Below are 21,897 nucleotides of genomic sequence, written 5' to 3'. Positions count from 1 at the left end.
GAGTGAGCAACTAAATTTTGAAGATTATTGTTCCGAAGGGAGAAGCATCAGATGCAAAACCACACACCGACAATTGCAGAGTTGCAAGAACTTTCCTCACAAATACCAGAAAAAATTCCTTACGTAAAAATGTTAGTTCTGTTTGGTTCTAGAGCTACTGGTAATACCAATGCTAAGAGTGACTGGGATTTTGCAGTTTTGTGTGATCAAGAACAACGTGAGGCTTATGTCAAAGATAATGCTTTTCTATTGTTTGAATTACCTATAATTATTGGCGAAATATTCAAAATCAACTCCGATCAAATTGATGTTGTAGAACTTAATAAATGCTCTGAATTAATATCACATTTTATCGCTCGTGATGGCAGAGTTTTGTATGAGGATAAGCCAGAAGAATTTGAGGAATTTAAACAAAGAATGCTATTGAGTAATTCAGAGCTTAAAAAAATTGAAAGTATTAAACGACAAAATATTGAACAGTTTCTCCAAAGATGGGGTATATGACCAAAATAGATACAGTAATTATCACAACGAGGTTGGATTTGATTGCTCGTTATCTTGATAATCTCAAAAGATTTGAGCAAATTAGTTTAAATGATTACTTGCTTGACTTTGATAGTCAACTAATTACTGAGAGACTTTTACAATTAATGGCTCAAGCAGCGATAGATATTAATGACCACATATTATCAAAGCTCAATCCAGGGAAGTCAGAAACTAATTTTGATGGTTTTATCAGCCTTGGTAAATATGGTGTAATCACTACTGAATTAGCCAGACAAATAGCACCATCATCAGGATTAAGAAATCGTCTTGTCCATGAATATGACGAGATAGATCCATCTCAAGTTTTTAAATCTATCGGTTTGGCATTGCAGCAATATCCGCTTTATGTATACCAAGTTAATTCCTACTTAATCTCACTGAGTCAAGACGATGGCTAAAAAAAGTAAAACTTCAGATGAATATCAGCAATTATCGCTTTTAGAAACAGAAAACAATACCAATTCTGATGCAGCAGAGGATGATTGGTTATCAGGTGATTTTGGATTTGATGGTGATGGTAGCCGCACTATCGAAACTGAAGGTGAATTACTCAGCCTGAAACTACTACGCGAAGCAATTCAGGCACAAAATCCTGATGATTCTGTAATGACTGATTTTGCTGAGTATGTGTTACCAAATCTCTTACGAATAGCGATTGGTGTCACAGCTAAAGGTGGTAAGTATTTTGATGCAATTGACCAGCAACGGGAAGCGGAAGGAAAAACTAAAGTTAGACGCGATAACGCTGCTGATCAATCGTTGAATACACATTTATTAAATGGGTTATTCCCTGCTAATTTAATTGAGAGACGTTTACAGCAGCTTGATACAACTATCCGGCGAGTGGTGAAAGAAAGAGAACGGCGCTTAGTAATTGCTGGGTTTATTTTACATGACTTTGAAAAATTCCCTGATGTACCGAATGATTGCCGGAAGTTGCCGTTAGCAGAACATCGTCCCATTATTGATAACAAAATTCGCCAATTAGGACTGGATAAATTTATCAATCCAGAGAATTTAGAGGCTTATCAAGAATATATTGATGATTTATTGTGCATGGCTTATAATGCACAAAGTCGTTGGGATACTAACTGGAATTTTTCGGAATTTGGGTTGAATCCAGTATTACGCGATCGCACTCTGCGACAACTATCAGGTTTAACTTTGTTGGCTGACTCTCTCGCTTCAATTGTTAAACATCCTCAAGATGCAGAACATCCCAAGCTTAAAGAAGTTCTCCACTTTTTAAGTGATGGACAATTAAAACTTACTTATCACAGCATTGCTGAAAATAGAGGTGTTTTAACTAATGTAGTTAACAATGCTTTAATTAAAGCTCATACTAGTTTGAATACAGATGAGCATACCTACTATGAACCTTTGCTATATCTGCCAACAGGCGTAATTTATTTAGCTGCACGTAATGCGCCTCCAATATTACCACAAGACTTACCAGACAGAGTAGTTGATAATATTAAATCACTTTGTGCAGGGCAACTACGTCTGAGGCAAACAGGTTTTGGTAGAGATGGTAAAGGCATGAAATATGCCGAATATTACAACTTATTTTTTAATTCTCCTGGCTTGATGCAGGTGGCGTTGGATGCAACTTTACGCATTTTAAACCCGAATAAAGATTCAGTGGCTAAAAGTCGCAGTGAGAATTTAATGAAGTTTCAGCAACAAAACGTTTTATCTGCGGACTATGACTTTAAATTTGATGATGATATCCGCATTGATCAAATAGCAGAATTTGGTGACTTAGTTAGTCGCAAAATTTGGGATGAAACGGTAAATCGAATTGAGGATATTCGCAAGAAAGATAAAAAGCTGCCAGAAGTACCATCTTTAGATTTAACGCATAAAGTTGCTGAATTTTGGAACTTGACAGCATACTTACCCCAAATTCGAGAAATTCAGCGCATCAATGAAAGCCTGAAAGAAAACAAATTAAAAGGCAATACGGGAGGTGTACCGTATGAATGGTATTATCTTGCGGCTAAATATTTAGAACATCATCCTGGTATTGAAAATGTCCGTGAAACTTGCCAGCAGGTGATTCAATATCTCACAAATTTAATAACACCCATCATTGCACAGTACGAATTACCTGATGGTTGGGATGATTTAAGACTTTGGGTATCACGAGTTGTCATGTTACCCAATACAAATCAAGAAACACCAGCTACAACGCAAGTCGATACATTTTTAGCGGAGTTGAACAACTATAATGCTGCCAAAAAACCAGGACGTGGTAAGCAATTAATCTGCTCAATTTCCCATTCTGCTTACACGGTTACTGAGCAAATGGAATCAGCAGTTTTATTTACGCCACAAGTTTATACAAACAAGCAAATGTTAGGAGGTTCTAACGCCAAGCGCAACATCTCCAGTATTGCGGGTGTGGAGATGATGCTGAGGCAAATTTTAATGAATCAAACTCAAGCAGTGGGTAAACGATTTGAAGATGGTAAATATCGTTATCTCTACTTTTACCCGACTTATTACTTCACACCTGAAACCAACAAGTTTTTACAAAAAGCCTACAACGGTATTGCTCAAACTCGTTTCGATACTAGCATTCGTAATCACTTTATTAGCAAAGATTTACAAGCGAACTTAGAACGAGAAAATTATCAAAGTGTCGATGCTTTCTTAATTGATGAAAACTTGGAACGTGATAAAGACCGTACATTTAAACTGTCTTATCCCGAAGACCAACCGTTAACATTTTACTTCATGGCATTACCACCAGGTAGAGATAGCAGCGATACCGAATCTTGGATTATGCCTAGTTGGTTAGCGTTTGCTTTCCCGATGATTTTAGATGTTAAAACTGTGGTGTCTGAGTCACCAATTCCACCGTTTAATAATGGTGCTGAGTTTGAAGAAAGCGTGTTTCTCGATAGTGCGCCTCATGCTTTCCGTGCATTAGTCAGACGCGATCGCTTTCGTCTAGATTACATCCTGGAAGGTTGGCATGACAACGGCATTCAATACCCCGCACCTCTAAATGTGCTTACCGCCGCCTATGCAATTCACCTTGATGTGAATGCTAGACAAGGTAAATCTGGTTATGATGCCAACTGGGGAAGATTTACGGAACTAGCAAAGGATTTTGAAACCAGTCCTCTGTACGTATTTTCTTATCTCAATCGTTGGGTGCGTAACCAAGGAGTAGAAACAGCACGTATCGAAAAAATTCGGCTTTATACCTATCATTTTTATCCTTGTTTTGACCCTTATGTGCAGTATGACATGAATACGAAAACGTTGATTGTGAAAGAAGAATCTAGTCTGAATCATCCCAAGAATTTAACAGAGCTTTATCGCCGCTTTTATCGAGCGAATAAGCGTTATAATCCTAAGTCTAATGCTGTGTTAAAACCCATTGATATTGCAGCAGAAACCATCCTTAAAGGGGAGTCGAGTGTATTTCAAGGAGAGGCTTTAGTTGCAGGGGTAGCAGCAGAAGTTTTTAGACTCATGGATCGCGTTCATGCTTCTACTGCGGAAGGACGCTGGGTAATGAGTAAACGGGAAGAAGAAAGACAAGCTGTTTTGGATTTTGCCAAGTATTTTGTGATCGAAGTATTTGAGAAAGCATTTGCAGGCGATCGCGCCCGTTTAGCAGGACGACAAATCAATTTAATTCGTGACACTTGTGAGTTTCTTTACCGTTTAGAAGACGACAAAGAAAATGCAGGTAAAGGTGATAAATCCACCGAATCTGACGATGATTAATAAGTTATCTGACTACAACAATTATTAAACTTTTAGGAGATTAATCATGACATTACTCAAAACTGTTGATTCCCAATTATTTCAAGCAGAAATACCTTACAAACCAATGGGTAAATATGCTCACTTTCTGACAATTCGTATCACCGAATCTTATCCCTTATTTCAAACAGATGGCGAATTAAATAAAGCACGAGTCAGAGCCGGAGTTAAAGATAAGACTACAATTAGTCGTTTGTCAATGTTCAAGCGCAAACAATCTACACCAGAACGTTTAGTAGGACGAGAATTACTCCGCAAATATGAATTGATGAAACCAGAAGACTGCGAATATAACGTCAACTTTGCAATGGATAATCCTGACTGTATTATTTACGGTTTTGCTATTGGTGATTCTGGTTCTGAAAAATCAAAAGTTGTAGTAGATACAGCATTTTCAATTACTGCGTTTGATGAATCTCATGAAACCTTTACTCTTAACGCTCCCTTTGAAAATGGGACAATGGCTTCTAAAGGTGAAAATGGCTCAAAACCAGGGGAAGTCACTAGCAGAATTAATCAACAAGACCACATCAGACCGCAAGTATTCTTTCCTAGTATTGTCACCCTCAAAGACCCTACGGAAGCTAGTTTTCTATACGTTTTTAATAACATCATGCGGACACGCCATTACGGCGCACAAACAACCCGTACAGGTAGGGTGAGAAATGAGTTAATTGGGGTTGTATTTGCTGATGGAGAAATTACCAGCAATCTACGCTGGACTCAAGCCATATATGATCAGATGAAAGCTAATAATTCTTTAAATTCTCCTGATCCTTTGGATGAAGATGAAGTAATTACTGCTGCTAAAAATGCCATTGAAACTTTGATGTCCCAAGAATTTATTGTGCATACTGACTTTATTGGTGATGCTTTTGAGTCTTTATTAAAAGAAGTGAAAAACCTCACTGCGAATGAAACAGGAATTAAAAGTATTTTACAAAAAGCTGACGCTGAAGCTAAGGCTTATGCAAATAAACACATTAGTAAAAAGAAAACTGCTGCTAAGGCGGGGAAAGAGTGATGGTATTGATTTACCGTTGTCAATTAGAGTTGCATGACAGCCTTTATTATGCCACGCGGGAAATTGGGAGATTATACGAAACAGAGCCAGTAATTCATAATTACGCTCTCTGTTACGCGATGGGATTAGTTGATAGTGAAATCTACTCTACTACAGTAGCTGAAGAAGATTCCTATCGCTATTTCTGTCCTGAACAAGTGCCAAAATATGAGGAGCATTTAACTCCACTCAATCAACAAGAGATTTACGTTACTCCGGCGCGTGCAATTAGTCATTCTGCAATTCTCAATACTTGGAAGTATGCTAATAACAACTACCACGTTGAAATGGAGAAAACGCAGAAAAATATCCCTAGTTTTGGGAGAGCGAAAGAAATAGCACCTGAAAGTGAATTTGAGTTTTTCGTGATTTCCCAAAAAGAACTCAAATTACCAAAATGGCTTCGCTTGGGTAAGTGGATGAGTAAAGCTGAGTTGACAGTTGAGCAACTACCTAAACCTCAAACTACTGAAGGTTTATTCACCTGCAAACAGCCCTTAAATCCTTTAGATGTGATGTTCACCAATCAAGTGATGAGCTACGATGTGGTGAATATGCCTCCAGTTAGTTTAATTCAGAATGTTCAAATGCGAGGGCAATATTACCAATTTACTGAGATGAAAGACATCAAAATTCCGGCTCGGATGGCTTATCATTTTCGTAGTTAATAATTACTGTGCGATCGCTCCTCTATCCCCTGTGAAACACTACCAGCAACAACCCAACGCCTTCCCTAGCGATTACCTAAATAACTTATGGGGAGAAATCCACGCTTGTCCTTACTTTGCTGTCAACAACCTTAACCGCGATTTTGTCGGTACTAAAGGATTTTCTGTGGTGTTCACGCGATCGCACCTCCCCACAGTAGCCCAAAAATTCCCCTACTTCCAGCCTTACCTAGATTTGGCTCTCCAGCCTAACTGTAATGCTTTTTACCTCAATCCCTTACTACTTAAAGAAGGCTCCCGCGTTGATCCGCATATCGATCGCTCTTTGCGTTCCTACTGCAAAACCGTTGAGCCGCCTACACTTGTCAGCGTTCTCTATGTGCGCGTACCAGAGAATATGGAAGGGGGAGAACTGGTATTGCGATCGCACAAACGCCAACTCGGACAAATTAAACCACAAGTTAATACTTTAGTTTACTTTCAAGGTGATTTAACTCATTCTGTAAATGCTGTCAAAACTCCGGGAAATCGCCTCAGCTTAGTTTGTGAACAGTACAGTTTGAGTGAAATTGAACTCCAGGAAATACCGCAATTTACTATAGAGTCAAGAAGCTCTCAATCTACATCCAAAAAGAAAAAATATGCCTCATAGCTTGGTGCTAAATCTACTTCCTCAGTCGCCTATTCCACAGCAATTCTTAACAGGTAGACATTTTCACGCCCTATTTTTAACTCTTGTCAGTTCTGTAGATAAAACATTGGGCGATCGCTTACATGATTCCAATGCAGACAAAGCTTTCACTCTCTCACCGCTACAAATTAATTCTCCCCTTTTAAAGGGCGGTAAAGGGGGATCTAAATTGCAATGGGAACATCAACAACCAATCCCTGCTGGAACACCCTGTTGGTGGCGTATTTCTCTATTAGATGATACTCTCTTTAGCAAACTTACCCAACTATGGCTAAATCTTAATCCTCATCATCCTTGGCACCTTGGCCCCGCTGATTTATATATTACTAGCATTCAAGGTACACCCCAATCTATACAACCTTGGGCAAATGCTTGTACTTACCCTCAATTATACGAACAGGCAAGCGATCGCATCACCAGCATTGACCTGGCATTTTCCACGCCTACCGCCTTTCGTCAAGGAAAGTATGACACTACCCTTCCTACTAGAGAATGTGTTTTTAATTCTCTACTTTCGCGGTGGAATAAATATAGTGGGATAGAATTTTCTCAAATTGCACTTGATTCAATTTTTCCTTCTTTTATTAATATCCATACAGAAATAATAGCTGATTCTCGTAGTAAATTTATCGGTATTATTGGAGAAATTAATTATCGAATTCTAGGAGAAGTTGAACCGATTCAAATTAAGCAAATTAATGCTTTAGCAGACTTCGCTTTATATGCAGGTGTGGGGCGAAAAACAACTATGGGTATGGGAATGGTAAGAAGGTTATAGGTTATAGGTTACAGGTTACAGGTTACAGGTTACAGGTTACAGGTTACAGGTTATAGGTTACAGGTTACAGGTTATAGGTTACAGGTTATAGGTTGCAGGTTAAAGAGTGAGGCGATTAAAAAAGGGGATAGTTAGCAGTTATGAATAGGTGGGAATACTACTTTGTATAGTAATGCTTTGAGCTAACAAAACCTTCTTCATAAACTGTCACCTATCACCTATGAAAATTGAATCACATCGAGATTTAATTGTCTGGCAAAAATCTATGGATATGGTAGTTCAAATATATCAGTTAACCACGAACTTTCCAGCAACAGAAATATATCGCATTACATCACAAATTACTCGTGCAGCCATATCTGTGCCTGCAAATATAGCAGAAGATCACGCACGCGGTAGTAGCAAAAACGATTATGCTCATTTTTTGTCTATATCTAAAGGCTCGTTAATGGAAACAGAAACTTTTTTGATGTTGGCAGTAAGACTTAATTATCTCTCACTAGATCAAGCTAATTCAACATTATCTTTGATTACAGAAATTAGCAAAATGATCACCTCTCTTCGCTATCGCATACTTAAAAGCTAATGACTAATCCAAACCTCACAAATACTCCCTTACCTAACTCATCTACCCTGTCACCTGTCACCTGATGAATACATTGCAATTGCGGCATTAAACCAATATGCTTACTGTCCGCATCGCTGTTGGCGGATGTTTTGTGCAGGCGAATTTACCGATAATCAATACACAATTGAAGGCACAACTTTACACGATCGCGTCCATACTTTAGGTGAAGGACAGCGTGAAGAAACTTGGCAAATCCGCGCTATTTGGTTGAAATCAGACCAGTATAAACTTATTGGTAAAGCCGATTTAATTGAATCAGAAAACGGTGAATACTATCCCGTAGAATATAAACGCGGACGTAAAGGCGAATGGGATAACGATGAATTGCAAGTCTGCGCTCAAGCTTTATGTTTAGAAGAAATGACAGGCAAAACTATCAACACTGGCTATATTTATTATGCCCATTCACACCAACGTCAATTAGTAGAAATTAATTCAGCATTACGCCAAAGTGCGATCGCTACCATTGAAGCCGTACAAATGCTGTTATTTACAGGCGCAATGCCCAAAGCCATCAAAACTAAGCGCTGTGATGGATGCAGTTTGTATCAGCAATGCATACCACAATCCACCGAAAAAGTCAAATCTTATCAAGAAATCAGTTAAACACTCGGTGTAACTCTGCGTTAACTCCGCGCCACTTTGCGTTAAATCTTTCCTCCCCATCTAATAACTCAGGAGACAATCATGGGTACAGTTTATATCACCCAAGAAGATGCCTTCATTGGCAAAATTGACGAGCGCCTCAGCGTTAAATTTGATAAAAAAATTCTTTTAGATATCCCACTCATCAAAATAGATGGTGTTGTAATTTTAGGACGCGCCACTGTTTCACCTGCGGTTATTTCTGAACTACTAGAACGTCATATTCCCCTAACCTTTCTCACAGAAAATGGACGTTATTTAGGACGCATAGAACCAGAAGTCACCAAAAATATATTTGTCCGCAAAGCCCAATGGCAAGCTGCTGGCGAATCATCCCAAGCAATTCATATAGTACAAGGTTTTGTACGCGGTAAATTGAAAAATTATCGTCAGCTTCTCACCCGCCGCCAACGGGAATCTCCAGATATAGATTTATCAAAAAATATTACCCATTTAGAACAAGCGATCGCACCCATTGATACAACTCATAACATCAATTCACTGCGCGGTTTAGAAGGTGCGGGAAGTGCAGCTTACTTTGGCTGTTTCAATCAACTAATTCGGAACGCAGACTTTCAATTTTCTCACCGCCTGCGCCGTCCGCCAACCGATCCTGTGAATTCTTTACTCAGTTTTGGTTACTCATTATTACGCCATGATGTCCAAGGAGCAATTAATATAGTGGGTTTTGACCCATATTTAGGATACCTGCATTGCGATCGCTATGGTAGACCTTCTCTCGCACTCGACTTAATGGAAGAATTTCGTCCCCTCATCGTAGACGCAGTGGTTTTATCTACCTTAAATAAGCAATTGTTGACAACCGCCGATTTTGTCACCGAACCCTTAAGCGGCGCAGTTTCCCTCACACCCGAAGGACGAAAAACATTCTTGCGCTTATACCAACAAAAAAAACAAACCGAATTTAAACACCCCGTCATGGGGCGCAAATGCACTTACCAAGAAGCCTTTGAACTACAAACGCGATTATTGGCTAAATACCTCATGGGCGAAACCGAGAAATATCCACCTCTGGTTTTGAAATAGGTGATAGGTGACAGGGGGAAATTTTTGAGTGAAAGACGAATTAAGAAAGAAAGTCATGATATCCTACGATATCTCAGAGGATAAACGCCGCACCAAAATTCACAAAATCCTCAAATCCTATGGTCAGTGGGTGCAGTATAGTGTGTTTGAATGTCAGCTGACTGATACTCAATATGCTAAACTGCGATCACGCTTACACAAACTCATCAAGCCAGACACCGATAGCATCCGCTTTTACTTTCTGTGTGGCTGCTGTTTTCCTAAAATTGAACGCATCGGTGGTGAACAACCCCGCGACGAAACCATTTTCTTTGCGGAATGCGCGGATGGGTAGCTGTAAAAAATTAGGTTCGAGTCAAAATGGCTGTATTCCTTTCCGTACAAGCTTTTGCAGAAAAAATAAATTAAAACCTGCCGCGCACCTTATACTGTCTGGGTTTCAGCCGTTTGACTTAAATCAATTGTCTTTTTTTGATGCTATACTTTTCCCATCCGCGAAACCGAACCTCGAAAACCAAATACAGATTAGTTTTGCGCCTTCCGCCGTTGCAACTTCAATTAATCCCTATTAGGGATTGAAACTTAGATGCTGATTTCGTGGCACTTTATAGAGTGCAAGTTGCAACTTCAATTAATCCCTATTAGGGATTGAAACTTCTTTAATGCGATGTACAGCCCCTTCGTATTGAGTTGCAACTTCAATTAATCCCTATTAGGGATTGAAACTTCAGGCATCGATTTTAGTTGCTCTATGAAATCTGTTGCAACTTCAATTAATCCCTATTAGGGATTGAAACTAAAACTCTTACTTTCAGAAAAAGCTTTGATTATTAAGTTGCAACTTCAATTAATCCCTATTAGGGATTGAAACTGGTTATCTACCAAACGATGAAAAAAGAATCGAAGGTTGCAACTTCAATTAATCCCTATTAGGGATTGAAACTGAAAACTGCATAGAGGTAGATCCTGGATTTATTGTTGCAACTTCAATTAATCCCTATTAGGGATTGAAACAACAACAGCCTTTATATAGTCCTGAATATGCTGCTCGTTGCAACTTCAATTAATCCCTATTAGGGATTGAAACCTGGTACATACACTCGGCTGATTCCCTGGTGTAGCCTCCAGTTGCAACTTCAATTAATCCCTATTAGGGATTGAAACCTCCATTGCTTGGCTATCAACTAGAACAAGTTGAGTTGCAACTTCAATTAATCCCTATTAGGGATTGAAACGTGCTACTCCGTTTGCACAAACCAGAAAAGCCAGGTTGCAACTTCAATTAATCCCTATTAGGGATTGAAACAGTATAGATGATCACTTTGATTTATTCTTTAATTGGGATAGCGATCGCTATCTTCAAAATTAATTTTATTAGTGGCGATCGCATGTACCTTACTATTCCGTAGCAGCGGGTTGAGGCGCAAACTGAACTCTGGGATCTGGCATAAAGGTGTATCTTAAGTACAATCCACCCCAGACAAAGAGAATGATTAACAAACCACCAATACCAAGGGGACTGGGAAGCCAGAAAACTACTTCTATATGGTTAAGTTCACCGGGGTTGAGTCGCCATACCAGTTGATTACCTTGCTTTTCTGGTTCGATGGCATTTTCAGTGAGTTGAATATTTTTAGCTCCCCAAGGGGTTTTTAAGGTAAATTCCAAATCAAGAATTGCACCAGCATCAGCAAGCACATTACCTTTACTGGCAATTAAGGCGAGCGATCGCAAATCTAAATCATAAATTAACCGATTTCGGACTAATAGTAAAAAATTATTCTGAAATAGCAATAAATTTGATTCAATTTTTGGTAATTCAGAATCAGATTCGCTAGGTTTAGCTTCTAATTTTTGATTGTTATGGGAGTTAAAAAACTCATTGAATTTAGTTTGTAATTCCTGAGCATTACTGAAGGGAATTGTAACTATTACTTCTTCTGGAGAAATTCGTCGGGCTTTACCTTCGAGTTTGCGGGTACGAGTTTCTATACTATCTAACCAAGCATATACGTAATCACCGCTAAAACTTGTAAGCCGTTCACCTAACTTAATATGCTGCACCAATTCACCACTATTAGAGTGGTTAAAGTTCACGCTCATATCATACTTTACACAACCAGACAGCAGCAGCGATGTTAACACCACCAACCACAGTATGGGTTTACGAGTGGGAAAAAAGCGATTAATGCGATCGCGTTTTATGTTGGCTTGCAAAAAACTCAATGGTTGAATTAACCACATAAAAGTCTTTCCCACAATAGAAAAATTCATCACTATATTTCTCCCAAAAAATCAAATAAAGTATGAAGCATAAAAGATAAAATTTATATTTCATACTTCATATTTAATTAAACAGCCGACCAAACTAAATATGAAAAAACTAATCCAATCACAATTAGCGCCACCCAGATAAAGCGATTATCTCTGGTATTGACCTGGCTGAGATCAACAAATTCTGGTTCAGTAGTTTTTTTTGGTGGAGAGGATTTGCCAGGATTGACAGCGACACGCACTTTAGATTCATTGTCAGATAATGCAGCCAAATCTGGAATTTCGGTCATCCATTCACTTGGTCGTTTGAGCTTTGGTGCTTGTAAAATATACAGCAACCGCCGTGCTTGTTTATTGGTTTCCGCGTAGGGATGTCTTTGGAGTTGCTTACAAAGTGCGATCGCTTCCTCATTACGTCCGGCTGCTTCATAAGCTGTTACTAGCCAAATTTCTACTTCACCTCCAAGGCGGGAATTACGAGTTAACAAAGCACTTGCCTTTTCCAGATTTTCTATAGCTTCTCGATATTGCCCATTTTCAAAGGCAAGCTTACCCGCTTGGTAAAGCTTTCTAGCAATTTCTAAACTTTCTTCACTCACGTTTTGCATATAAATCCGTACTGCCTTAATTTTGCCAAAGCCAGTAATCTTTTTGTAATCTTTTTAAAAGCTGGCAATCTTAAAGTAGATAAACTTTTAAAATTTTAACTAGTAGTCAACTGTAAAAACACTCATTTATTCATTACAGGCAAGTAAAATATGGTAAATATCAAGCTTTCTCAACTAAATTGGCTAGGAGCAGGAATTAGTCTAATGTTGATGAGTGCTGTGAACGCTCCAGCTTCTGCTCAAAGTGCGATTTTTATTGAACGCAGCAATCCTTATAGTGTGAATCAGCCACCTGCTGTTGGTTCATTTATTTATGGTAGTCCGATTCCCACCCCTGTACCAGTAGATCCCTCAACAGGATTATTACCGAGTCGGACTATTTACCCTAATTATTATCCCAGGGTAAGACATCACAGGTCTTATGATTACAAATCACCGAGTCGGACTATTTACCCTAATTATTATCCCAGAGTAAGACACCATAGGTTTCATAATTCCAAATTCGGGAATCCGGTGATTATCAACAATTCCTGGCGGCGGACACCTTTTAGAGGGCGATCGCGGGTAATTTTAAATCATCCTCGTTGGTATCGATAGCCAGGAAAATGAGGGAGACACGGGAAGAAGATAAATTAAAGAGCAGGGGAGCAGGGAGCAGGGGGAAAAATCACTCCACTTGTGGGTGAAAGCTCCCTTGCTCCTAGGGTGCAAACTGTGAACCCAGAATCATCGTCCCAATCCCAACGTCAGTAAAGATTTCCAGTAACAGCGCGTGGGGAAGACGACCATCGATAATGTGTGCAGCCTTGACTCCTTGAGCGAGCGATCGCACGCAACAACTAACTTTGGGTATCATTCCCCCACTAACAACACCACTAGCAATTAAATCGCGGGCTTCCCGAATATCTACTTTCGGAATCAAAGTAGACGGGTCTTTATAATCTTTTAAAATGCCTCTAGTATCGGTCAGCAAAATCAACTTTTCTGCCCCCAGTGCAGCCGCAATTTCCCCAGCAACAGTATCTGCGTTAATGTTATAAGCCTGTCCCGACTCGTCTGCGGCTACACTCGACACTACCGGAATATAGCCATTACTAGAAAGGGTTTCTAAAATTTTGATATTAATACCGCTAACTTCGCCCACAAAGCCGATGCCTTCTTGACCTTGGGGACGGGCTGTAATCAAGTTACCATCTTTACCGCACAGCCCCACTGCCATACCACCAGCTTGATGAATCAAGGCAACAATTTCTTTATTAACTCGACCGACTAAAACCATCTCCACCACATCCATTGTGGCAGCGTCGGTGACTCGCAAACCATTTTTAAATTGGGCTTCGATGCCTAATTTATCTAACCAACTGTTAATTTCTGGGCCACCACCGTGTACAAGAATTGGGCGTAAGCCAACGCAGGATAAAAAAACAATATCGCGGATTACTTTGTCTTTGAGGATGCTATCTTTCATCGCCGCACCACCATATTTAACTACAACAGTGCGACCTACAAATTGTTGAATGTAAGGTAGTGCTTCGCTAAGGACTCGCACACGAGTAGCTTCATCGTGCCTGATATACTCAGTATCGTTGACCATCTTGGTTGAAATTTAAAACCTATGCAGTCAGTGTAGAAGACTTTTTCACCAGTCACAATCACTTCACTCGTGTGAAACAGATGTTTTCAGTACACTAGGAATTGCTTCCATAACTCTGTTGGCAATTTGTTCTGGTGTTTCCCCTTCTTGTACTGTGATATGCAAATCAGCTTGGGCGTATAGTGGTTGGCGTTCTTCGAGGAGCGATCGCAATTTACCTTGAGGATCGGGATCTTGTAGCAATGGTCTTGTGGTATCCTCAGCCAAGCGGATGTAGAGTAGTTCCACTGGCACATCTAGCCACACAATTAAACCGTGACGCAGATAACTCCAATTTTCTCGCCGCATCACAATTCCGCCACCTGTAGCTACTGTCAAATTCACATGAGCGCATACCTGTGCCAAGACATCACTTTCCAACTGGCGGAATGCTGCTTCTCCTTCCTCCGCAAATAGCTGAGTGATGGGTCTACCTGCGGCTTTAGCAATGACATCATCAGTATCTACAAACCCATAACCCAACTGCTGTGCTAGTAAACGCCCTACTGTGGTCTTTCCAGCGCCCATCATGCCAATTAAGTACAGGCTGACTCCTTGCAATAAGCTGCTCACCAGTCGCTTTACTCCAGTAAATTCTCAACTCCTCACTTTACTTTAAATCTCCGCATTCAGGCGACTTTCTCGGAGATGGTTTTTTAAGTGGGCGGCAAAAATTGTCTGGCTCATTAAGAAATAGCCTTCTTGTTCTTCACTTAATTTTAAGTTTTCTTCGAGCGATCGCTCAATCATGTACTCCATTAACACTGGAGTTTGAGAAAAACTGGATGCTTGTTGTTCAATTAGAGATCGCCTATGTAATAAATCTACAGCTTCTAAGATTAATCTTTGCGATAGTCTAGGTGACAATCCGGGTATAGTGTTTTGCTGCAACTGTCTTACAGAAACAGCGTTTTGCTTCATCGCCAACCAGTACATCATATGCTTTTCTAGTTGAGACAAACGATTGAACTGTTGATCTAGTATGGCGCGAATATCTCCAAAAACTACAGTTCCCTGGGCGATAAACTCATCAATATTGCCACCAAATAACTCTTGAATTGTCGTAGCTACTAATTGTAGAAATAACGGATTACCGCCATATTGTTCTACTAAGACTCGACATCTGTCTTCTGGGATGTTGATAAAACCTTTAGCTCTCAGAATTGAGTGACTTTCTGATTGATTTAAGCCAGTTAACCTGAAAGAGCGAACAGGTGATGTATTACCTTCTAGAGCAGCTATTTCGGGAATTTTTTCCCGACTGGTTAACACTAAGCTGCTTTGATGTTGAGATTCTCCTATCCGCCTAATTAATTCTCCATATAGTTCATATCCTTGACGATATTGAATTTGTGGCAGGAGATTTTTTGTGCCTTGGTTGTTGACTGTTAAAGTGGAAAATTCGGTTTTAGCGTAACTATTGCCGCTACTGGCTAAAATTGTATCGAAATTATCTAAAATAATTAAACACCGAGCATTACGAAAAATGTCTATCAATTGAGAGATGCGACTTTCGACAGTTTTTGCAGTTGCAGTCTCTGGGGTTGGCAATAAAGTCTGAATTAGTTGCTCTAATATCTGCTCTGGGGAAGGGGAAAAATGCAGCGATCGCCAGATAACATAATCGAACTGATCTTGAATTTCTTGTGCCAGCTTCACCGAAAAAGCTGTCTTACCAATACCACCCATGCCCAAGATTAACAGTAGGCGACAGCCCTCTTGCAAAATCCATTGTTGAGTTTTCGCCAGTTCTATTTTTCGTCCGTGGAAAACACTCACATCAATTGCTTCACCCCAATCTCTGATTGAGGTCGAATTAATTTTTACTAACTCTGAGTCTTGTTCTTTGTGAGTTTTTCTGAGAGTGATTGCTGTCGGTAATTGAAACCTTCCTTTTTTATACCCAGCTTTTTCGAGTAAATAAGTTACACGACTCCAATTTTTAACTTTGACTGAGTGACCAGCTGCATTACTCAGCATTTCTTCTAGATACTTGTATAATCCATTAGACAGATAGACTCTAACAGTGCTACTACTACGACTTTGATAAACTATACTAGCGATTTCTGCTGGGCTACAACCACACAGTAAACCTCTCAAGAATTTTTTTTCTACAGGTGTTAAAGCTTTCCCTTTTGTTGATGCTAAATCTACGTATAACTTTTCTAACTCCCAATTATTTTTAGCCTCAACAAATTCTTCTTCTATTTGACTTGAATCAGGTGCTGACATTACTAATATTTATGTATTTAATCTAACCCCGGCAATATCCTAACTATTATTTGATGAAGCAAAAATAAATCAAAGATAAATTTCTAACGAATTTGCTAACTCTTGTTAGGTGACTTGGAAGTTCGTGCTTAGATATCTTTAGACTTAACAGAAATTTTATCAAGCTTGTTTGAAACTTTAAGCAAACAAATTCTGTCAATATATATCTACGGAACTTTTGATCTGTGCTGTGGGAATTTTTAGATAGGCATCACACTGTGTTTTTAACATCACATTATTAGAATTATAAAATTCCCTAAAAATCGGTTTTCATCAATAATTCTTGCCGAGAAAGGTGTAAAAAATGACCATGTTTTTAAACTTGTACAAACCAAGCTTAGGAAAATTGAAGGTTTAGACACAAAAACCGATACATATTTCACCGGAGTATTAACCAAGAATCAATGTGGTGTGTTAAGAGGCATCAACCATGACTCGAATTCGTGACGTTGTACAACAAGCTTTAGTAACTGGTTATCTGACGGTTGAAGCAGAAAATCAATTACGGCATTTATTAACTACCCGTTATGATATGGAAGATTTCAATGCTTTCATGGCTTTGCAGGAAGCTGCTATGAACGGTAAAGTCAAGCAAGAGTCGCGTGAAAGAAGTATGAAGTGTGAAGTATGAAGTATGAAGTATGAAATTTCATACTTTAGCTTTTTGACTAATGACTCATTACTTCTGTGGCTTATCGTCATCTCCAAATTCATCATCTTCAAAAAACGACCAGTCATCATCAGTCTTGTCGGCTGGTTCATCAGCTGGTGATTTGTAGGGAGGGATAATAACGCGGTAATCAGCATCGTAAACAGATTCTGTCTTTCCTACCGCCGTATTTTTTGGTTCGCGGTAACTGTAGGAATAAACAGAACCCGACTGAGAAGAACTTTTTGGCTCTGCTTGGCGTTCTTCTGATTCAAAGTTGCGTGCAGATTGAGTTCTAGGATTGGGAGGCGGCGTTTGTTGCGGCTGTTCTTCAAAGTCCCAATCATCGTTTGTATTGCTTGTTTCCCAATCATCAAATTTTTCACTCGCAGCAGCCTTGGTTTGGCTGTTAGGTGATTGAGAAGTAAAAGGAGGAGGTGTAGGTTCTTCTGAGGGAGGTGTTTTGACACGCCGTGAAGTTGCTGCTGATTTCAAAGGAGTTTGCCGTGGTTGTCCCTCAAAGTAACTTGAAAATTTAAATAAGGTAGTTATCAATACAGATGTAAATGCACCTGCTGTACTGGCGAATAAAATCCACATCGCTAGGGGTAGTTGCTGAGTACGCATACCCAAAAATGCTAACGATATGGCAGGCGACCAGTTTTGTACTAACAATAGTGTTAGCCCTCCTAGTACTACCACCAACAAAATTAAGCGAATTACAGCCATAAAAAAGGCAAAAGTTAAAAGGCAAAAGTTAAAAGTTACTTAAGTTAATGAAAACAAAAGGTAAGAGTAAAAAAGCAAAATAGAGTCTATCTTACTTTTACCCTTTTACTTTTACCTTTTTACTTCCTTCCTTGCCATCGTTGAATTGGGATGCAGTCAATCTCTAGTTGATCTAAAGTACGGGCGACAACAAAATCCACCAAGTCCTCGATGGTTTGAGGGTTGTGATACCAAGCGGGAATGGCAGGGACAACTCTAACTCCTGCTTCGGCTAAGGTTGTTAAATTACGCAGGTGAATCAGGCTAAAAGGGGTTTCACGGGGAACGATAACTAGTTTGCGTCCTTCTTTGAGTTGGACATCTGCTGCCCGTTCCAATAAATCGGAACTCAAGCCGACTGCGAGCTTGGCCACCGTACTCATACTACATGGAATAATTATCATCCCTAAAGTGCGAAAGGAGCCACTGGCAATGTTGGCTCCGACATCACTCCAAGGATGACAGCGTAGTTTGCCTGTCAGGGACACGCCAGCTTGTTCGCGCCAGAATTGCTCTTGTTGAATTGGTTCGGCTGGCATCCGAATTTCCTGTTCTGCTTGCCAAACCATGTAAGTTGATTTAGAGGCAACTAATTCAATTTCATAGTCGGCGGCAAGCAAATATTTTAGAGCGCGAACGGCATAAATTAGCCCAGATGCTCCTGATACGCCGAGGATTAGGGGCTTGGTGTGATGTGACACGCGGTTTTTCTTAACAAAACTTATTCATCATCAGCATAAAGTTCTAAGTCGCTAGGTTCAAGTTCGCCAGAGAGATAGATATCTACTGGATCGCCATTCATACTGCTATTACTGAAACCTTTAGGTATGCCATCGCTACCAACAGTAACTAAATCAATTTGTTGACGGTAGTAATCGACACTTTTCACTTGTACAGCCACGCGATCGCCTAATCTATAAGAAGCGCGATTTTTCCGGCCAAACAGTGCCTGTTGTCGGGCGCGATATTCATACCAATCATCTTTGAGAGAACTGACGTGTACCAATCCCTCAACCCGTAAGGGGGCGCTGGGATGTTTGTCTTTTGGCGACTCTGTGGTTGGTACTTCAATTTCGACAAAGAATCCGTAGGATTGCACGCCTGTAATTACACCTTGGAAGACTTGACCGATGCGCTGTTTCATCAGTTGGGCTTTTTGCAATCCAGCTAAGTCGGCTTCGGCTTCTTGAACTTCTTTTTCACGGTCGTTGAGTTGAATAATTACCCTAGTCAAATCGCTTTGCAGTTCTTGTTGCAATTCTGGGGGTAAGACATTCCAGTTAATTTCGAGGTGAGAAGAAGAGTGACGTAGGTTAATGCGATCTTTGACACGGGTATTGCGGCGATCGCGTCCATGTTCGATGAGTCTGTAGTAGACTCTTTGCAACAGCAAATCGGGATATCGGCGCAAGGGGGCAGTACAGTGGGTATATTGCGCCAATGCCAAACCAAAGTGAGTTCCTTTGGTGATGCTGTATGCTGCTGGCTTGAGGGTATCTTGCAACAGATAAGTTAACACCTGCTCCGAGGGAGATTCGGCAAATGCCCTTGTTAAAAGTTGGTAATCTAGGGGTTGAATATCTGCTTCTGATTCTAATGACAGTTCTACGCCTAAATTAATGGCCAATTTCAGCATTTCTTGGACATCTTCAGGATCGGGTGTGCCTTGAACTCGCCAGATGGCGGGTATTCCTAAAGCGCTGAGATGTTCTGCCATTAATTGGTTTACTAATAGCACAAACTCCGTGAGGAGCGATCGCACGGATAAATCATTCATCACCACAGCACCTAACATCCCTTCATCAAAGTAAGGATTTTGGTTTGGTGGCAGATTTAACTGCAAACTCCCACGCGCCAACCGCATCTGTTTAACAGTTTGATGGAAGGTGTCTAAGTCTTGTAGGAGTTGAATTACTTCTTCAGATTCCTTGGAGGTTTGACCGCTTAAAATTGCTTCGGCTTTATCCTTATTCAGGGCTGTGTCTACGTTGATCACACTCGGTTGGATTTCCCACTCCGACACTTCCCCCGATTTAAGATCAATAGTAATCAAAAATGAGAGAGTTAGGCGATCGCTTCCCGTGACTAAAGAACATCTTTCTGCCACAGCTTCCGGTAACATGGGCAGCACTAAGTCACCCAAGTACACAGAACGTCCCCGCTTCAGGGCTTCCCTGTCTAAGATTTCATCCGGTTGGATGTAGTGGGAAACATCGGCAATGTGAAAACCTAAACGCCAACCGTTAGCTGTTTTTTCTAAACTCAAGGCGTTTTCTACCAGCTTGGCATCAGCATTTATGCCAGTGATTGCTAAGGTAAATAAACTCCGTAAATCTAATCTATTTTTCAAGTCAGCTTTCAGTATCCTTTTCGGTAACTTGGCAGCTGCTTCTTGGACTGATTCTGAGAAATTGCGAGATAGATCGTGTTTACAAGTCACCAGATCAATATCGGCTGCGGCTTCAGCATCGCTACCCAAAATTTGCACTACTCTACCTACGGGTGGATATTGTGCTAACGGGTAACGCAGAACTTCGACATGGGCGAGATGATCGATGGCTTCTGCAAAAGTCATGCCGTTGGTTTGGAGTTTGAGTTCAAACAATAACCGATCATCTAAAGGTACTGCCCGAAAACCGCTTTCTACCTGTTTAATCCGAGCTAGTAAAGTGTGGTTAGAGCGTTCTAAAATTAATTTGACCTCTCCTTCAGGAGAACGGCGACGACTCCCTTCTTTGAGAACTCTTACCAAAACGCGATCGCCATTCCAAGCATTACTCAGATGACTTTCGCGGATGTATATATCCTCCGCACCTTCCACATCTTGAATCGCAAAGCAAAAGCCTTTACTGGAACAACGGAGTTTGGCTTCGATCGTGCCTTCTTCAAACACGCGGCGATATTTGCCTCGTTCTTTGACCAAAATCCCGATTTTTTCTAGTATTTCTAAGGCAATATGCAGCTTTTCTAAACTATCTTCATCCTCACAGCCAAGTTTCTTTTCTAAAACTTTCCGAGCTACCAATTTATCATCGGTGAAATTGGCAAGGAGTGTAGCGATTGAAAATTCCATGCAGTGAACCGACCTTTGGTCAAAACATCATGTTGGTTTAATCTGGTTCTTTTCTGTATACCCTCACGGCCTACAGACACTAACTAACTGGAAACGAATTGCCCTGAGGCATGGTTCCCGAAATTCCAAGCCTAGGAAGCCAGCCTACCCTGAGATAAAGCCGCTCCCAAAATCTTGAAACTTCTCACTGCACGACGATTTCAGAGTTAGCTTGCGCTTGGGCTTCTACACCTAACCAAACTGATAAAGTACGCCTAATGGGTTTTTACTTACTAAGTAATTACGCAGAGGGTTTTTGAGAGGCTGGCTTAGGATTACTCTCCACACTGCCCAAAAGCGCTAGGTTAGGAAAAACCACAGGTGTTTGATTGTCTAGCTTGAAGGTGCTTTTATGCCATCAGACTCTGATTTTTAACTAGGAGAAACTGCCGATAAACCTAATTTTCCCACATGTAGAATCGGTAACAATTAAGTCGGCAGCCATACAAGCAGTGAGGGCGAACCTTATCTCCATTATTGTAGATTTAGAGCGTACTTCCAGGAAATAATTCTAGATCAAGAATTAGGTAAATAGTATAGCATTGAAGATGAGATCACCTAGCTAATAGGGGCAGTAGTCAATCATATTAGTGAAAAAAATAGTTACTGCCAAAATTAGAACACACAAACACAGCACAAACATTACCTTGAGTTTTAAGATACCAGACAAAGTGACCCGATAGTTCAGGGTGGTAAGTAATTGGCGATCGCTCACTCTGAGAAATCAATCTCC

Annotated in this window: 21 protein-coding genes and 1 CRISPR repeat array; of the genes, 13 read left to right on the top strand and 8 right to left on the bottom strand. The window is 40.2% G+C overall.

Features of this window, described 5'->3' with window-relative positions; genetic code table 11:
* Nucleotides 1-51 precede the first annotated feature (51 nt).
* The 11 genes from IQ259_RS15125 to cas2 all read left to right on the top strand — a co-directional run bounded on the left by IQ259_RS15125 (nucleotide 52) and on the right by cas2 (nucleotide 10,183).
* Nucleotides 52-504, top strand: a complete 453-nt coding sequence (locus IQ259_RS15125) for a nucleotidyltransferase domain-containing protein (protein ID WP_193886142.1) — start codon at nucleotides 52-54, stop codon at nucleotides 502-504.
* The gene (locus IQ259_RS15120) at nucleotides 501-944 is read left to right on the top strand and encodes a DUF86 domain-containing protein (protein WP_193886140.1); all 444 of its coding nucleotides are present in this window, start codon (nucleotides 501-503) and stop codon (nucleotides 942-944) included. The genes IQ259_RS15125 and IQ259_RS15120 overlap by 4 nt, the downstream gene beginning before the upstream one ends.
* The gene (gene cas10d / locus IQ259_RS15115) at nucleotides 937-4,290 is read left to right on the top strand and encodes a type I-D CRISPR-associated protein Cas10d/Csc3 (protein WP_193886138.1); all 3,354 of its coding nucleotides are present in this window, start codon (nucleotides 937-939) and stop codon (nucleotides 4,288-4,290) included. Before IQ259_RS15120 ends, cas10d begins: the two co-directional genes overlap by 8 nt.
* A 46-nt stretch (nucleotides 4,291-4,336) precedes the next feature.
* Complete coding sequence (gene cas7d / locus IQ259_RS15110; RefSeq protein WP_193886136.1) at nucleotides 4,337-5,353, top strand: type I-D CRISPR-associated protein Cas7/Csc2; 1,017 nt, start codon at nucleotides 4,337-4,339, stop codon at nucleotides 5,351-5,353.
* The gene (gene cas5d / locus IQ259_RS15105) at nucleotides 5,353-6,060 is read left to right on the top strand and encodes a type I-D CRISPR-associated protein Cas5/Csc1 (protein ID WP_193886134.1); all 708 of its coding nucleotides are present in this window, start codon (nucleotides 5,353-5,355) and stop codon (nucleotides 6,058-6,060) included. Before cas7d ends, cas5d begins: the two co-directional genes overlap by 1 nt.
* A 31-nt stretch (nucleotides 6,061-6,091) precedes the next feature.
* The gene (locus IQ259_RS15100) at nucleotides 6,092-6,712 is read left to right on the top strand and encodes a 2OG-Fe(II) oxygenase (RefSeq protein WP_193886132.1); all 621 of its coding nucleotides are present in this window, start codon (nucleotides 6,092-6,094) and stop codon (nucleotides 6,710-6,712) included.
* Nucleotides 6,702-7,529 (top strand): CRISPR-associated endoribonuclease Cas6, encoded by an 828-nt coding sequence (cas6, locus tag IQ259_RS15095; protein ID WP_193886130.1) that lies wholly within the window; start codon nucleotides 6,702-6,704, stop codon nucleotides 7,527-7,529. The genes IQ259_RS15100 and cas6 overlap by 11 nt, the downstream gene beginning before the upstream one ends.
* A 220-nt stretch (nucleotides 7,530-7,749) precedes the next feature.
* Nucleotides 7,750-8,115, top strand: a complete 366-nt coding sequence (locus IQ259_RS15090) for a four helix bundle protein (RefSeq protein WP_193886127.1) — start codon at nucleotides 7,750-7,752, stop codon at nucleotides 8,113-8,115.
* Nucleotides 8,116-8,169: 54 nt separating this feature from the next.
* Nucleotides 8,170-8,763 (top strand): CRISPR-associated protein Cas4, encoded by a 594-nt coding sequence (gene cas4, locus IQ259_RS15085; RefSeq protein WP_193886161.1) that lies wholly within the window; start codon nucleotides 8,170-8,172, stop codon nucleotides 8,761-8,763.
* Between the two features lie 81 nt (nucleotides 8,764-8,844).
* Complete coding sequence (cas1d, locus tag IQ259_RS15080) at nucleotides 8,845-9,849, top strand: type I-D CRISPR-associated endonuclease Cas1d (RefSeq protein WP_193886126.1); 1,005 nt, start codon at nucleotides 8,845-8,847, stop codon at nucleotides 9,847-9,849.
* A 55-nt stretch (nucleotides 9,850-9,904) separates the two neighbouring features.
* Nucleotides 9,905-10,183: a CRISPR-associated endonuclease Cas2 gene (gene cas2, locus IQ259_RS15075; protein WP_193886159.1), complete on the top strand. Its 279-nt coding sequence runs from the start codon at nucleotides 9,905-9,907 to the stop codon at nucleotides 10,181-10,183.
* 211 nt (nucleotides 10,184-10,394) lie between these two features.
* Nucleotides 10,395-11,155: a CRISPR direct-repeat array (repeat unit 37 nt; unit sequence GTTGCAACTTCAATTAATCCCTATTAGGGATTGAAAC).
* A gap of 92 nt (nucleotides 11,156-11,247) precedes the next feature.
* On the opposite strand, the gene IQ259_RS15070 is transcribed toward cas2, so the two are convergent.
* Nucleotides 11,248-12,123, bottom strand: coding sequence for a DUF3153 domain-containing protein (locus IQ259_RS15070; RefSeq protein ID WP_193886124.1), 876 nt, complete (start codon nucleotides 12,121-12,123; stop codon nucleotides 11,248-11,250).
* Nucleotides 12,124-12,200: 77 nt separating this feature from the next.
* Nucleotides 12,201-12,731, bottom strand: coding sequence for a tetratricopeptide repeat protein (locus tag IQ259_RS15065; RefSeq protein WP_193886121.1), 531 nt, complete (start codon nucleotides 12,729-12,731; stop codon nucleotides 12,201-12,203).
* Between the two features lie 150 nt (nucleotides 12,732-12,881).
* Here IQ259_RS15065 and IQ259_RS15060 point away from each other — a divergent pair, with 150 nt between their 5' ends.
* Complete coding sequence (locus IQ259_RS15060) at nucleotides 12,882-13,328, top strand: hypothetical protein (protein WP_193886119.1); 447 nt, start codon at nucleotides 12,882-12,884, stop codon at nucleotides 13,326-13,328.
* Nucleotides 13,329-13,431: 103 nt separating this feature from the next.
* Here the strand turns inward: IQ259_RS15060 and argB are convergent, their stop codons facing one another.
* The 3 genes from argB to IQ259_RS15045 form a co-directional block, all read right to left on the bottom strand.
* The gene (gene argB / locus IQ259_RS15055; RefSeq protein WP_193886117.1) at nucleotides 13,432-14,325 is read right to left on the bottom strand and encodes an acetylglutamate kinase; all 894 of its coding nucleotides are present in this window, start codon (nucleotides 14,323-14,325) and stop codon (nucleotides 13,432-13,434) included.
* A gap of 63 nt (nucleotides 14,326-14,388) precedes the next feature.
* Nucleotides 14,389-14,937, bottom strand: a complete 549-nt coding sequence (locus IQ259_RS15050; protein ID WP_193886115.1) for a shikimate kinase — start codon at nucleotides 14,935-14,937, stop codon at nucleotides 14,389-14,391.
* Between the two features lie 42 nt (nucleotides 14,938-14,979).
* Nucleotides 14,980-16,596: an NB-ARC domain-containing protein gene (locus IQ259_RS15045; protein WP_193886113.1), complete on the bottom strand. Its 1,617-nt coding sequence runs from the start codon at nucleotides 16,594-16,596 to the stop codon at nucleotides 14,980-14,982.
* 469 nt (nucleotides 16,597-17,065) lie between these two features.
* Between IQ259_RS15045 and IQ259_RS15040 the strand changes: the two genes are divergently transcribed.
* Entirely contained in the window at nucleotides 17,066-17,266 is a 201-nt protein-coding gene (locus IQ259_RS15040) for a hypothetical protein (protein WP_193886111.1), read from the top strand.
* Between the two features lie 48 nt (nucleotides 17,267-17,314).
* On the opposite strand, the gene IQ259_RS15035 is transcribed toward IQ259_RS15040, so the two are convergent.
* The 3 genes from IQ259_RS15035 to IQ259_RS15025 all read right to left on the bottom strand — a co-directional run bounded on the left by IQ259_RS15035 (nucleotide 17,315) and on the right by IQ259_RS15025 (nucleotide 21,125).
* Nucleotides 17,315-18,013: a LapA family protein gene (locus tag IQ259_RS15035; protein WP_193886109.1), complete on the bottom strand. Its 699-nt coding sequence runs from the start codon at nucleotides 18,011-18,013 to the stop codon at nucleotides 17,315-17,317.
* Nucleotides 18,014-18,132: 119 nt separating this feature from the next.
* The gene (locus IQ259_RS15030) at nucleotides 18,133-18,753 is read right to left on the bottom strand and encodes a flavin prenyltransferase UbiX (protein WP_193886107.1); all 621 of its coding nucleotides are present in this window, start codon (nucleotides 18,751-18,753) and stop codon (nucleotides 18,133-18,135) included.
* 20 nt (nucleotides 18,754-18,773) lie between these two features.
* Nucleotides 18,774-21,125 (bottom strand): ribonuclease R family protein, encoded by a 2,352-nt coding sequence (locus IQ259_RS15025; protein ID WP_193886105.1) that lies wholly within the window; start codon nucleotides 21,123-21,125, stop codon nucleotides 18,774-18,776.
* Nucleotides 21,126-21,897: the final 772 nt, after the last annotated feature.

The sequence above is a fragment of the Fortiea sp. LEGE XX443 genome (assembly GCF_015206815.1).
Lineage (GTDB): Bacteria > Cyanobacteriota > Cyanobacteriia > Cyanobacteriales > Nostocaceae > Nostoc_B.
Note: the sequence above shows the minus strand (reverse complement) of the source record. Positions and strands in the feature narration are given on the sequence as shown.

What these genes read in the sequence shown, in the direction of transcription:
- cas7d (WP_193886136.1), top strand. Translation starts at nt 4,337, where the DNA reads ATGACATTACTCAAAACTGTTGATTCCCAATTATTTCAAGCAGAAATA.
- IQ259_RS15090 (WP_193886127.1), top strand. Translation starts at nt 7,750, where the DNA reads ATGAAAATTGAATCACATCGAGATTTAATTGTCTGGCAAAAATCTATG.
- IQ259_RS15065 (WP_193886121.1), bottom strand. Translation starts at nt 12,731, where the DNA reads ATGCAAAACGTGAGTGAAGAAAGTTTAGAAATTGCTAGAAAGCTTTAC.
- cas1d (WP_193886126.1), top strand. Translation starts at nt 8,845, where the DNA reads ATGGGTACAGTTTATATCACCCAAGAAGATGCCTTCATTGGCAAAATT.
- argB (WP_193886117.1), bottom strand. Translation starts at nt 14,325, where the DNA reads ATGGTCAACGATACTGAGTATATCAGGCACGATGAAGCTACTCGTGTG.
- IQ259_RS15025 (WP_193886105.1), bottom strand. Translation starts at nt 21,125, where the DNA reads ATGGAATTTTCAATCGCTACACTCCTTGCCAATTTCACCGATGATAAA.
- IQ259_RS15035 (WP_193886109.1), bottom strand. Translation starts at nt 18,013, where the DNA reads ATGGCTGTAATTCGCTTAATTTTGTTGGTGGTAGTACTAGGAGGGCTA.
- cas10d (WP_193886138.1), top strand. Translation starts at nt 937, where the DNA reads ATGGCTAAAAAAAGTAAAACTTCAGATGAATATCAGCAATTATCGCTT.
- IQ259_RS15045 (WP_193886113.1), bottom strand. Translation starts at nt 16,596, where the DNA reads ATGTCAGCACCTGATTCAAGTCAAATAGAAGAAGAATTTGTTGAGGCT.
- IQ259_RS15120 (WP_193886140.1), top strand. Translation starts at nt 501, where the DNA reads ATGACCAAAATAGATACAGTAATTATCACAACGAGGTTGGATTTGATT.
- IQ259_RS15070 (WP_193886124.1), bottom strand. Translation starts at nt 12,123, where the DNA reads ATGAATTTTTCTATTGTGGGAAAGACTTTTATGTGGTTAATTCAACCA.
- cas2 (WP_193886159.1), top strand. Translation starts at nt 9,905, where the DNA reads ATGATATCCTACGATATCTCAGAGGATAAACGCCGCACCAAAATTCAC.
- cas5d (WP_193886134.1), top strand. Translation starts at nt 5,353, where the DNA reads ATGGTATTGATTTACCGTTGTCAATTAGAGTTGCATGACAGCCTTTAT.
- IQ259_RS15125 (WP_193886142.1), top strand. Translation starts at nt 52, where the DNA reads ATGCAAAACCACACACCGACAATTGCAGAGTTGCAAGAACTTTCCTCA.
- IQ259_RS15060 (WP_193886119.1), top strand. Translation starts at nt 12,882, where the DNA reads ATGGTAAATATCAAGCTTTCTCAACTAAATTGGCTAGGAGCAGGAATT.
- IQ259_RS15040 (WP_193886111.1), top strand. Translation starts at nt 17,066, where the DNA reads ATGACTCGAATTCGTGACGTTGTACAACAAGCTTTAGTAACTGGTTAT.
- cas6 (WP_193886130.1), top strand. Translation starts at nt 6,702, where the DNA reads ATGCCTCATAGCTTGGTGCTAAATCTACTTCCTCAGTCGCCTATTCCA.